Source organism: Yokenella regensburgei, assembly GCF_003634235.1.
GTDB classification, from domain to species: Bacteria; Pseudomonadota; Gammaproteobacteria; order Enterobacterales; family Enterobacteriaceae; genus Yokenella; species Yokenella regensburgei.
In genome coordinates this window covers 1-11334 of sequence record NZ_RBIZ01000007.1, presented here as the reverse complement: position 1 = coordinate 11334, position 11334 = coordinate 1, and the positions used below count along the sequence as shown (strand labels likewise).

Below are 11334 nucleotides of genomic sequence, written 5' to 3'. Positions count from 1 at the left end.
CCTATGCATAACGCGGACCGGGCAGCATTGAGGATAGGCAGTGGCATCGCTGTAGCGGCATTTATCTGCTACGGCACCGCCCTGCCGATGCCACACCTCGGCTGTATTATGGCGTGGATTGTGCTGTGCCAGGGAAAGCCGCTACCGCTGAAAAAAGGCATCGTCGTTGGGTTACTCCTGACGACAACCATGATTGGCGGCGTACTGCTGGTACCGCTGCTGACCTACTACCCGCTACCGACGCTATTACTCATCGCGCTTCTGCTCTATCGACTGATGCTAATGAGCCTTGCCGGGAAGAGTACGCCTGCCATGCTGCTGATAGTGGCCATCGCGATTATTCCGGTGGCCGGGCTGGTTGAACAAACGCTGGCGATTGGTATTGCGCAGATGATGGGTATTGGCATTATCACCGGCACACTGGTGAACCGGTTGACGCTGGCACTGTTTCCACCGCAGCCTGCCGTCGCGGCTGAGAAAAAACCATCTACTGCCGTGGTAGTCCCCTCTCGCTACCTGGCAGGACGCGCGGTATTGATAGTGCTTCCAGTCTGGTTTCTGGCGCTAAGCAATCCCGCGTTTTACATACCCGCGGTCATGAAAACCGTGATGCTGGCTCAGCAGACCAATACCCTTTCCGCAAAACAATCCGGGCTTGAACTGGTGCTCTCGACATTAATGGGAGCTCTGCTGGCGCTGGTATTGTGGTGCGGGCTGAGCCTCTGGCCGTCACTACTGATGCTGGTGCTGTGGCTGGCGCTCATGAGCCTGTGGGTGGCAAGACGGTTACTGAAGCTCCCCCCCTCCCGCTTCCCTCCTTCTTTCTGGAGCAACGCCTGGATAACCGCGCTGATTTTATTTGGCCCGGCGATTCAGGATAGCGCTTCAGGAAAAGACGTCTGGACCGCTGCCGCCATGCGAGCCGCGTTATATGTGGCCGTCGCGTTGTACGGCTGGGCCTGCGTGGCCCTGCTGGCAAAGTATCGGGCTCATCGCCCCGCTACCGCCGAATTATCTTCAGGAGACTAATATGTTGTTACCCCTACTGGTAGGGATGCCGGTTATCCTTTGCAATATGCTGCTGCAGTCGTTGGTTGCGGTCTGCTGTATTCGTTTTTACATCCGACGTTTTCGGCATAAAGAGGGCTTTGTTGCCGGTACGTTCGCGCTGTTTGGCACTATCACCATTGTGCTGCTCGGCAACCTGCTGCAGATCCTGCTGTGGGGGATGCTGTTTTTGTGGCTGGGGGAGTTTCCGACGCTCAACGCCGCGGTGTACCACTCCGGCGTTAACTTTGCCACCCTCGGCTACGGCGATGTCGTGATGAGCCCGCAGTGGAAACTGCTTGGCCCGCTGGAAGCGGTAAACGGTGCGATGATGATTGGTTTGTCCGGTGCCAGTATGCTGGCCGTGTTGCAGCACCACATCCGTAAGCAGCTGAAGCCGTGATCCTGAGAGACAGAAACGACGAAGGCCTGAATCATTGCTGATTCAGGCCTTCTGAATAGTGGCGGAACGGACGGGACTCGAACCCGCGACCCCCTGCGTGACAGGCAGGTATTCTAACCGACTGAACTACCGCTCCGCGTTGTGTTCCCTTGGGAACGAGGCGAATATTACGTATTCCCCTGCGGGCCGTCAATGCTTTTTCCCGCGTTTTGAATCGTTTGCTGCAAAAATCACCCACGCGGCGATTTTCACATCATAACCTGCACATTCACGCGCGCCAGAGACAGCTTCCACCTTTCTTTTGCACCAGATCGAGGCGGGATTCATGGTTAACCAGCTCTTCATCACTGGCTAAAATCACCCGTAGATTGCTGGCTGCACGTACAACGCGCTGAATTCCGGTATCTCCGGCCTGCTGACGGGACTCCCCTTCCACCGAAAACTTCATCGACGTTTGACCACCGGTCATCGCCAGATAAACTTCTGCCAGAATTTGGGAGTCAAGCAACGCCCCGTGGAGCGTACGTTTGGTGTTGTCTATTTCATAACGCGAGCAGAGCGCATCGAGGCTGTTCCGCTTGCCAGGGAACATTTTCCTCGCCAGCGCCAGGCTGTCGGTCACTTTGCAGAAGGTGTTGGTTTTCGGAATATCGCGATTCAGCTTACCAAACTCGTAGTCCATAAAGCCGATATCGAACGACGCGTTGTGGATGACGAGTTCTGCGCCACGGATAAACTCAATGAACTCATCGGCCACATCGCCAAACGTCGGTTTGTCGAGAAGGAATTCATCGGCAATCCCGTGAACGTTGAACGCCTCCGGATCCACCAGCCGATCGGGCTTAAGATAGACGTGGAAGTTCCTGCCGGTCAGGCGACGGTTAATCACCTCGACGGCACCGATTTCGATGATTTTATGCCCTTCATAATGGGCGCCAATCTGATTCATACCGGTGGTTTCGGTATCGAGTACGATCTGGCGTGTAATTGCAGTGCTCATAACGGTCATTTATGTCAGACTTGTCGTTTTCATCAGAGGAAGTCTACCAGAGATGCTTAAACAGGTAGAAATTTTCACCGACGGATCTTGCCTCGGTAATCCGGGCCCTGGTGGTTACGGCGCTATTCTACGCTATCAGCAGCACGAGAAAACCTTTAGCGAAGGGTTTCGTCTCACCACCAATAACCGCATGGAAATGATGGCGGCAATCGTTGCGCTGGAAGCGCTGAAAGCGCCGTGCGCGGTCGTGCTCAGCACCGACAGCCAGTATGTTCGCCAGGGTATCACTCAGTGGATCCACAACTGGAAAAAGCGCGGCTGGAAAACAGCCGACAAAAAGCCGGTGAAGAATGTTGATCTCTGGAAGCGTCTGGACGCCGCCCTGAGCCACCACCAGATCCAATGGGAGTGGGTTAAAGGCCACGCCGGACACCCGGAAAACGAACGCTGCGATGAGCTGGCCCGCACCGCGGCCGGGAACCCGACCCTGGAAGACACCGGCTACCAGCCGGAAGCGTAATGTTACGGTTTACGGTATTGTCGGGTTGCCCCAACCGCTTGCCGTATCCGGGTTTTCGTTTTGTTCTGCCGCATAGGATTCAGCGTTAAAGGGATAGTCCGTTTTCGGGCAATAATCAGCTGTAAGCAGCCTAATGCCGGGACATGCGTACTCAGCAGCCTTCCTCCCTGCCGCGTCCAGGGTAATACCTGAAAACGGCTATAATGAAGTACTTCAAAATTCAGCAACGCCAGCCAGTCAAGCTGACGAGTCAGTGTAAACATACGGCTGTTGTAGGGCGTGGTATTCCGCAGCACCGGCACCAGCTTGCGAAGCCCCATCAGGCTTATCGGATTAAAACCAGTAAGAATTAGCCAGCCATCGTCAATAAGCACCCTGTCCGCCTCACGCAGTAAGCGATGGGGATCTTCACACCAGGGTAGCGTATGCGCCAGCAGGCAGGCGTCGACTGATTTCTCTGCAAAGGGAAGCCATAGCGGATCTGCCTGCACCTGCATTGGCGCCCCCTGTAAGGAGACGTTGACCTGGTGGGAGATAGCGCACGCTTCGGTATTGATTTCTGCGCTGAGATTGCCAATCTTAAGCAGATGAAATCCATACAGTTTTGTCAGCCACGGTTTGAGCTGATATTCCAGTGCTTCGCGGTAGTACTCTCCCCATGGCATTTCAGACCAGTGAATGGGGGGTGCGACTGTCTGGGGTATCCTTGCCGGTTTCATCACAACCTTCCGCTACGCTTTAAGGGGTAATTTATGAATCTTATCAGTATTCCTGCTTTTCAGGACAATTACATCTGGGTTCTGAGCGATGAAGAAGGTCGCTGTGTGATTGTCGATCCGGGTGACGCAGCCCCGGTACTTGCGGCTATTCGCGAACACCAGTGGCAGCCGGAAGCCATTTTACTCACCCATCACCACCACGATCACGTTGGCGGCGTAAAAGAACTTCGGCAACATTTTCCAGGCGTAGTGGTTTACGGACCGGCAGAAACACAAGATAAGGGAACGACGGTTGTTGTCAAAGAGGGTGATGAGGTTAATGTTTTAGGACACAAATTTTCTATTCTGGCGACACCGGGCCATACATTAGGACATATCTGTTTCTTCAGTTTTCCTTATCTGTTTTGCGGTGACACCCTGTTCTCGGGGGGCTGTGGGAGATTATTCGAAGGCACTGCAACACAGATGTATCAATCGTTGCAAAAAATTAATGCACTTCCCGACGATACGTTAATTTGTTGTGCGCACGAGTATACTTTAGCAAATATGAAGTTTTCGCTTAGTATCCTTCCTCAGGACAAGGCTATTAATGATTACTATCATAAAGTGAATGAGTTACGTGCAAAAAACCAAATAACACTCCCCGTAATTCTGAAAAATGAACGTAAAAATAATCTTTTTTTACGCATAAATGACATTGATTTAATTAAAGAAATTGACAAAGAAACAAAATTGCAACAATCAGAAGCGCGATTTGCATGGTTAAGGTCAAAGAAAGACAACTTCTGACAATTCTGAGTTGCCTTTTAAAAACTTCGCCGTTATGATCGGTCGTCTTTTAAGCAACTATTGACACACACATGAAGGCAAAAGCGATATTACTCGCCTCTGTCCTGCTGGTGGGGTGCCAGGCGTCAAAGCCAGATGGCAACGTTCAACAGCACGCACAGAGCCTTTCTGCAGCTGGTCAAGGAGAAGCCGAGAAATTTGCCAGTCAGGCGCGTTGGATGGACGATGGAACTTTCAACGCGCAGAATCAGGACTTGTGGGCTTTCATCGGTGACGAGCTAAAGATGGGCATTCCGGAAAACCCCCGGATTCGCGAACAGAAACAGAAGTACTTAAGAAATAAGAGCTATCTCCACGATGTAACTTTACGGGCAGAGCCGTATATGTACTGGATAGCCGGGCAAGTTAAGAAACGTAACATGCCAATGGAACTGGTATTACTACCCATAGTGGAGAGCGCTTTTGACCCGCACGCAACGTCTGGTGCCAATGCCGCAGGCATTTGGCAGATCATTCCGAGCACAGGGCGAAATTATGGTTTAAAACAGACCCGCGGTTATGATGCGCGTCGCGATGTGGTGGCCTCAACAACGGCAGCCCTCGATATGATGCAGCGTCTTAACAAAATGTTTGATGGCGACTGGTTATTAACCGTGGCCGCCTATAACAGCGGTGAAGGTCGAGTGATGAAGGCAGTGAAAGCGAACAAAGCTCGTGGTAAATCCACGGACTTCTGGTCACTCTCATTACCTCAGGAGACCAAGGTCTACGTGCCAAAAATGCTGGCGTTGAGTGATATTCTCAAAAACAGCAAACGCTATGGTGTTCAGCTGCCAAGTGCAGATGAAAGCCGTGCGCTGGCGCGGGTCCGTCTGAATGGTCCGGTTGAACTGACACAGCTCGCCGATATGACCGGAATGTCTGTCACCAAACTGAAGGCGTTTAACGCCGGTGTGAAGGGTTCCACCCTTGGTGCCGTCGGCCCGAAGTATGTGATGGTGCCAAAGAAGCACGCGAATCAGCTGCGTGAATCTCTGGCCTCCGGTGAAATTGCCGCTGTTCAGCCTACGTTGATGGCGAACAACACGCCGTTGACCAGCCGTAGCTATAAGGTGCGTTCCGGCGACACCGTTTCAGGGATTGCCGCACGTCTTGGCGTGTCGACAAAAGATCTGCAGCAGTGGAATAACCTGCGCGGCTCGAGCCTGAAAGTGGGCCAGAACCTGACCGTTGGCGCAGGCAACAGTGCGCAGCGTCTTGCCAGCAACAACGATAGTATTACCTATCGTGTGCGCAAAGGTGATTCACTGTCCAGCATTGCCAAACGCCACGGTGTCAACATCCGCGACCTGGTGCGCTGGAATGACGACGCTAACAACCTGAAGCCTGGCGACCAGCTGACGCTGTATGTCAAAAACAGCGACAGACCAGACTCCTGACAGAGTTTAAACTCCTATGAAAAGGCACCGTTCTCCGCGGTGCCTTTTTTATTGGCTATTTTGCCTTATGGGCTTCTAACCAGATAGTGTCGCTGGTAAACGAGCCATCCGCCTGCAAAGCAAAGTAGCGCTTCACCTCTTCAGACGCACTCTCCTGATACAGACGAATGGCCTCGCACAGCGCCTGTGGCGTACGCATTCTGGCAACCCAGGAGGTGTATTCCAGCGCCAGACGATCGGTAACCAGAGTATGCGTAGTAAGCCCCGCATCATTAACCATCGTCATCCACTCTCCACTGGAGTAGTTACGCACATGCGACGTGTCGCGAAGCGCTTCGACGGTCTGCAGCCAGATATCACGCAGCGGATGCCCTGGTGACATCACATCCATCATTATTAATATGCCGCCGGGTTTGAGTACACGCTGCACTTCCCGCAGCGCCCGACCCACATCGTGCCAGTGGTGTGCTGAGTAGCGGCTGATAACAATATCGAAACTGGCATCAGCAAACGGCAATACCTCGGCATAACCCTGCCGGGTGGTAATGTTGCGAAGCCCCCTCTCCTGTGCCGCGTCGGCAACCACATCCAGCATCTGTGGGGATAAATCATAAGCCGTTACGTTTGCGACTGCGCCCGCTGCGGTAAAGCTCGCATGCCCTGCCCCACAGCCCATATCCAGAACGCAGGCTTGTGAAGAATCACGCAGACGCTCCGCCAGGCGCTGAAGATCGCGCCCGGCCGCATGCACGGCACTGGTTAAATAGTCTTTCGCTTGTGAGCCAAACTGCTTGTCGACGTGATCATGATGAGAGTGTGTTGTCATTGTGCTGTCCTTTGGTGATGGAAATTGAGAGGGCAGCACCGCATCGACAGGCCTGCCCCACGGCAGACCTGACGCACCGTTATCTGTCGGGTTTGCCGGGACTGAATTCGACGAGTAGCGGGTTATGATCGGACGCACGGGTGACCAGCACTGAGGCATCGTCAACCGCCAGTCCGCGGTAAAACACAAAATCCAATGGGCGGCCAAAGGCGCGCTTACGCTGATCGTCGCTAAAGCGCACTTCACGCAGCGACATTTCACGGGCAAAGCGATAAAGCGCATTCATCCGCGGGCGGCTCCATGCATTGAAATCACCCGCCATGATGACCGGCCCACTGTGGTGAGCTATCTGGTCGCCAATGGGAAGTAATTGCTTACTGTAGACGTCCACGCCGAGGCTGAAATTGACCGCATGAATATTCACGACCATCAACAGGCGCATATCCGGCAGCGGGTAGACCGTCACCAGCGCAGACTTCGCCAGGCGCAGAATAGGTTCGCGTTCGCGTAATGGGCAGCAATAGACAGGATGCGCCGCAGACAGCGTCATCACCCCGGAGGGATGCTGTGGTAAGACAAAAGCGGGTACCTGGTCAGCGGCCAGATAGTTGGTAGTTGCAAACGAGACCAGTTCAGGGGTCGTTTGCGCTTCCTGGAGCAGCACCAGATGCGCATCTTTGCCGAAATTCTTTAATACCGACATCCATTCAGCACGCTGTTGTTTGAAGATGTTCCATACCAGAACACGGATCTTTTCTTCGCTGCTTAAAGGAACTCCGGCGGGTAACGCTTTACCAATGCTCGCGAACGAACCTGGCGGCATTATCCGCTCTGCAGGTTGTCCGGCGACATAACGCATGGCATAGGTATTTTTTCGCACTTTTAAACTCTAACCTCAATAACAGAAGACCCACACTTTCTCGGGTGGGTCTTTCTGTTATAGGGATTTTTGTGCACAGTTTCAACGCTAAATACCAGAAACATTCGTCAGCTTCTGTAAGCAAGCGCTTACTGCCCGACGCTTACCCCAAAGCGACTCTGGCCGGCTTATCGAGACGCCCACTCACGCCGATGAGCAGGAAAGCAATAAGGACTATCAGCGCCCCAATCCACGGGGTCTGCGCCAGCCCATAATGGGCAACGGTTTGCCCGCCGATAACCGATCCCAGCGCTATCCCGATATTAAACGCCGCAATGTTTAATCCGGAGGCAACATCTACCGCCGCCGGAGTGTACTGCTCCGCTTTCTGCACAACGTAAACCTGCAGACCAGGAACATTTCCGAAGGCAAAGATCCCCATCACCAGTACGGTTGCCAGTGCTGCATATTGCATAGAAGCCGTAAACTGGAAGACCAGCAGGAGCACCACCAGTGCTGCAAAAATAATTTTCAGTGCCGGAACGGCGCCATGCTTATCAGCAAGTTTACCCCCCCAGATGTTACCGATAGCCACCGATACACCATACCCTAAGAGGATCCAGCTAACCGCGCTGGCTGAGAATCCAGCAAGTTCCTGCATCATCGGCGCAAGGAAGGTAAACGCCGTGAACACACCACCATAACCCAGGGCCGTAATGGCATAGATGATAAGCAGACGTGGATGAGTCAGAACTTTTACCTGATCGCGCAGGCTGGCAACCGCACGACCTGGGATGTTAGAGGGTACCAGAACCAGGCTGCTTAGCAGTGCCACAACGCCCAGTACTGATACTGCAAGGAACGTCTCCCGCCAGCCAAAATGCTGGCCGATGAAGGTCCCCAGCGGCACCCCGGTTACCAGCGCCACGGTCAGCCCGCCGAACATGATGGCGATGGCTGAGGCGGCCTTCTCTTTTGGTACCAGGCTGGTGGCAATCGTCGACCCGATGGAGAAGAACACGCCATGTGCCAGACCGGTCAGCAGGCGGGCAATCACCAGCGTCGTGTATCCCGGAGCCTGCCAGGCCAGCAGGTTACCGGCGGTAAACAGCACCATCAGTGCCAGCAGCAGCTGTTTACGAGGCAGACGCCCAGTCAACGCGGTCAGCACCGGGGCGCCTACGGCAACACCAAGCGCGTAGATAGAAACCAGCAGCCCCGCAGATGGCAGTGAGACCGACAGTTGTTCCGCAATAGTAGGCACCAGACCAACAATCACGAATTCAGTAGTACCAATCGCAAAGGCACTGATAGTCAGGGCAAGTAGCGCCAGTGGCATAATAAACTCCGTATCAACAGTATTATGAGATGACACGTAGTATGCGACGCGGTATAAATAACAAAAACCACCAAAATCTCAATTGAATTTTGCTTCAGGTGCAAAAATGAAAGCCACATCAGAAGAAATTGCTATTTTTGTTGCCGTCGTCGAAAGCGGTAGCTTCAGTCGGGCTGCCGAGCAGCTGGGCCAGGCGAATTCGGCGGTCAGTCGGGCGGTCAAAAAGCTTGAGTCAAAGCTTGGCGTCAGTTTGCTAAACCGGACGACGCGCCAGCTGAGCCTGACGGAAGAAGGTGAGCGCTATTTCCGCCGTATGCAGGTGGTGTTACAGGAGATGGCGGCGGCAGAAAATGAGCTGATGGAAACGAGAAACACACCGCGCGGGCTACTGCGGGTCGATGCCGCAACCCCGGTGATGCTGCATTTTCTGATGCCGCTCATTAAGCCATTCCGCGAGCGCTATCCGGAAATGACCCTTTCGTTAGTCTCTTCAGAGACCTTTATCAACCTTATTGAGCGCAAGGTCGACGTCGCTATCCGTGCCGGTACCCTTACCGACTCGAGCCTACGCGCGCGCCCATTGTTTAACAGCTATCGAAAAGTGATCGCTTCCCCGGAGTACCTTGCTGAACATGGTGTCCCGCAGACTACCGACGAACTTGGCGAGCATGTGTGCCTTGGATTCACCGAACCCTCCTCGCTCAATACCTGGCCGCTGGCCCGCTACGACGGGCAGTTGCTTGAAGTGGAGTGCGGACTGACCTCAAATAGCGGTGAGACCCTGAAACAGCTGTGTCTCAACGGCAACGGGATTGCCTGCTTGTCGGATTATATGGTGGATAAAGAGATAGCAAACGGAGAGTTTGTGGAGATCCTGGCGGATAAACGCCTGCCGGTCGAGATGCCATTTAGTGCCGTGTATTACAGTGACCGCGCCGTTAGCACACGTATTCGGGCATTCATTGATTTCCTGAGTGAGCACGTAAAACAGCTCCCGAAGGAGCTGTAAGAGGGTTAAGTCAGGGGACAGAGCAGGCTGGAAATTAATCCCAGTTTGGTGCCAGACCTTCCGGGCTAACCAGGCGATCGTTGCAATCCAGTGCGGCGATCGCTTTTTTATCTTCTGCATCTAACTTCAGATCCAGCGCCAGCAGGTTGCTCGCCAGGTTTTCGCGTTTGGTAGAGGACGGGATCACGGAGTAACCTTCGCTCATCGCCCATGCGAGGATCACCTGTGCAGCCGTTGCGTTGTGTTTCGCTGCAATGCGGGCAATCACTTCATCTTTCAGTGCTTTACCGTAAGCCAGAGTCATATAAGACGTGATGTGGATGTTGTGCGCTTTCGCCCAATCCACCACTTTACGACTCTGCAGATACGGAGACAGCTCAATCTGGTTGGTCGCAATGTTTTCAGCGCCCACCGCGGCAATCGCTTTTTCCATCAGCGGAATAGTGAAGTTAGAGATACCGATTTCACGGGTCAGGCCCTCTTTCTTCGCTTCCAGCAGCGCCTGCATGAACTCTTCTACAGAGACTTCATCGTTCGGTGACGGCCAGTGGATCAGCGTCAGGTCAACGTAATCGGTACGCAGTTTCTTCAGGCTCTCTTTCAGGCTCGGGATCAGTTTGTCTTTGCTCAGATTCTCGATCCAGATCTTGGTGGTGATATACAGGGAGCTGCGCGCTACGCCGCTCTCCGCAATCGCCTGGCCTACAGCGGCTTCGTTATCATAGATTTGTGCCGTATCAACCGCACGGTAGCCGAGCTCCAGCGCAGTTTTAACAGAAGCGATAACGACGTCGTCTTTCAGACGGAAAGTGCCAAGACCGAATGCAGGGATAGTCATGATGTTCCTCTTTCTCAATGAATTAGTGAATGTTCGTTCGATGAGGAGAGTATGACGGGTTTAGCGTGAGGTAAAAAGGCAGATAAACGCAGAGGATTTTTGCTAAAACAGCAATAATAGCATCTGGAAAAAAAGAAAAAGCCCTGAGCAGATGCTCAGGGCTCTTAATAAGTGGCGGAACGGACGGGACTCGAACCCGCGACCCCCTGCGTGACAGGCAGGTATTCTAACCGACTGAACTACCGCTCCACCGAATTTCTCTACAACAACCGGTTTTATGCCCCGGTTTTACTGCTTAAATTGATGCCTGGCAGTGTCCTACTCTCACATGGGGAGACCCCACACTACCATCGGCGCTACGGCGTTTCACTTCTGAGTTCGGCATGGGGTCAGGTGGGACCACCGCGCTAAAGCCGCCAGGCAAATTCTGTTATCTGTATCAGGCTGAATAATTGTTCGTCTTCTCTTCGCCAAAACAGCTTCGGCGTTGTAAGGTTAAGCCTCACGGTTCATTAGTACTGGTTAGCTCAACGTATCGCTACGCTT

General features: G+C 53.3%; 12 protein-coding genes, 2 tRNA genes and 1 rRNA gene. 6 read left to right on the top strand and 9 right to left on the bottom strand.

The window, feature by feature from the left end:
* Nucleotides 1–3: 3 nt before the first annotated feature.
* Both C7387_RS20060 and C7387_RS20055 read left to right on the top strand, forming a co-directional pair.
* Entirely contained in the window at nt 4–1029 is a 1026-nt protein-coding gene (locus C7387_RS20060) for a DUF2955 domain-containing protein (RefSeq protein ID WP_120817343.1), read from the top strand.
* Between the two features lies 1 nt (nt 1030).
* Nucleotides 1031–1450 (top strand): ion channel, encoded by a 420-nt coding sequence (locus C7387_RS20055; protein WP_006818594.1) that lies wholly within the window; start codon nt 1031–1033, stop codon nt 1448–1450.
* Nucleotides 1451–1509: 59 nt separating this feature from the next.
* On the opposite strand, the gene C7387_RS20050 is transcribed toward C7387_RS20055, so the two are convergent.
* Nucleotides 1510–1586: transfer RNA gene (locus tag C7387_RS20050), tRNA-Asp, on the bottom strand.
* A gap of 132 nt (nt 1587–1718) precedes the next feature.
* Complete coding sequence (dnaQ, locus tag C7387_RS20045) at nt 1719–2450, bottom strand: DNA polymerase III subunit epsilon (RefSeq protein ID WP_006818593.1); 732 nt, start codon at nt 2448–2450, stop codon at nt 1719–1721.
* Here dnaQ and rnhA point away from each other — a divergent pair.
* The gene (gene rnhA / locus C7387_RS20040; protein WP_161617679.1) at nt 2404–2970 is read left to right on the top strand and encodes a ribonuclease HI; all 567 of its coding nucleotides are present in this window, start codon (nt 2404–2406) and stop codon (nt 2968–2970) included. The genes dnaQ and rnhA overlap by 47 nt on opposite strands.
* 2 nt (nt 2971–2972) lie before the next feature.
* Here rnhA and C7387_RS20035 read toward each other — a convergent pair whose 3' ends face one another.
* Complete coding sequence (locus C7387_RS20035; protein ID WP_006818591.1) at nt 2973–3689, bottom strand: class I SAM-dependent methyltransferase; 717 nt, start codon at nt 3687–3689, stop codon at nt 2973–2975.
* 33 nt (nt 3690–3722) lie between these two features.
* Between C7387_RS20035 and gloB the strand changes: the two genes are divergently transcribed.
* Together gloB and mltD are read left to right on the top strand one after the other, a co-directional pair.
* Nucleotides 3723–4478, top strand: coding sequence for a hydroxyacylglutathione hydrolase (gloB, locus tag C7387_RS20030; RefSeq protein ID WP_038254085.1), 756 nt, complete (start codon nt 3723–3725; stop codon nt 4476–4478).
* Nucleotides 4479–4549: 71 nt separating this feature from the next.
* Complete coding sequence (mltD, locus tag C7387_RS20025; protein WP_120817342.1) at nt 4550–5917, top strand: murein transglycosylase D; 1368 nt, start codon at nt 4550–4552, stop codon at nt 5915–5917.
* Nucleotides 5918–5972: 55 nt separating this feature from the next.
* Here mltD and C7387_RS20020 read toward each other — a convergent pair whose 3' ends face one another.
* The 3 genes from C7387_RS20020 to C7387_RS20010 form a co-directional block, all read right to left on the bottom strand.
* A complete protein-coding gene (locus C7387_RS20020; protein WP_038254081.1) occupies nt 5973–6743 on the bottom strand; it encodes a class I SAM-dependent methyltransferase in 771 nt (256 codons plus the stop codon).
* A gap of 79 nt (nt 6744–6822) precedes the next feature.
* On the bottom strand, nt 6823–7623 hold the full coding sequence (locus C7387_RS20015) for an endonuclease/exonuclease/phosphatase family protein (RefSeq protein ID WP_071777513.1): 801 nt from the start codon (nt 7621–7623) through the stop codon (nt 6823–6825).
* Nucleotides 7624–7765: 142 nt separating this feature from the next.
* Nucleotides 7766–8941, bottom strand: coding sequence for an MFS transporter (locus C7387_RS20010; RefSeq protein ID WP_120817341.1), 1176 nt, complete (start codon nt 8939–8941; stop codon nt 7766–7768).
* 106 nt (nt 8942–9047) lie between these two features.
* Between C7387_RS20010 and yafC the strand changes: the two genes are divergently transcribed.
* Nucleotides 9048–9950 (top strand): DNA-binding transcriptional regulator YafC, encoded by a 903-nt coding sequence (gene yafC / locus C7387_RS20005; protein ID WP_038254075.1) that lies wholly within the window; start codon nt 9048–9050, stop codon nt 9948–9950.
* A gap of 34 nt (nt 9951–9984) precedes the next feature.
* Here the strand turns inward: yafC and dkgB are convergent, their stop codons facing one another.
* The 3 genes from dkgB to rrf form a co-directional block, all read right to left on the bottom strand.
* The gene (gene dkgB / locus C7387_RS20000; protein ID WP_038254072.1) at nt 9985–10788 is read right to left on the bottom strand and encodes a 2,5-didehydrogluconate reductase DkgB; all 804 of its coding nucleotides are present in this window, start codon (nt 10786–10788) and stop codon (nt 9985–9987) included.
* A 172-nt stretch (nt 10789–10960) separates the two neighbouring features.
* Nucleotides 10961–11037: transfer RNA gene (locus C7387_RS19995), tRNA-Asp, on the bottom strand.
* Between the two features lie 56 nt (nt 11038–11093).
* A 5S ribosomal RNA gene (rrf, locus tag C7387_RS19990) occupies nt 11094–11209 on the bottom strand.
* Nucleotides 11210–11334: the final 125 nt, after the last annotated feature.

Coding starts and splice junctions, on each gene's coding strand:
- C7387_RS20060 (WP_120817343.1), top strand. CDS start 4: ATGCATAACGCGGACCGGGCAGCATTGAGGATAGGCAGTGGCATCGCT.
- C7387_RS20055 (WP_006818594.1), top strand. CDS start 1,031: ATGTTGTTACCCCTACTGGTAGGGATGCCGGTTATCCTTTGCAATATG.
- dnaQ (WP_006818593.1), bottom strand. CDS start 2,450: ATGAGCACTGCAATTACACGCCAGATCGTACTCGATACCGAAACCACC.
- C7387_RS20035 (WP_006818591.1), bottom strand. CDS start 3,689: ATGAAACCGGCAAGGATACCCCAGACAGTCGCACCCCCCATTCACTGG.
- gloB (WP_038254085.1), top strand. CDS start 3,723: ATGAATCTTATCAGTATTCCTGCTTTTCAGGACAATTACATCTGGGTT.
- mltD (WP_120817342.1), top strand. CDS start 4,550: ATGAAGGCAAAAGCGATATTACTCGCCTCTGTCCTGCTGGTGGGGTGC.
- C7387_RS20020 (WP_038254081.1), bottom strand. CDS start 6,743: ATGACAACACACTCTCATCATGATCACGTCGACAAGCAGTTTGGCTCA.
- C7387_RS20010 (WP_120817341.1), bottom strand. CDS start 8,941: ATGCCACTGGCGCTACTTGCCCTGACTATCAGTGCCTTTGCGATTGGT.
- yafC (WP_038254075.1), top strand. CDS start 9,048: ATGAAAGCCACATCAGAAGAAATTGCTATTTTTGTTGCCGTCGTCGAA.
- dkgB (WP_038254072.1), bottom strand. CDS start 10,788: ATGACTATCCCTGCATTCGGTCTTGGCACTTTCCGTCTGAAAGACGAC.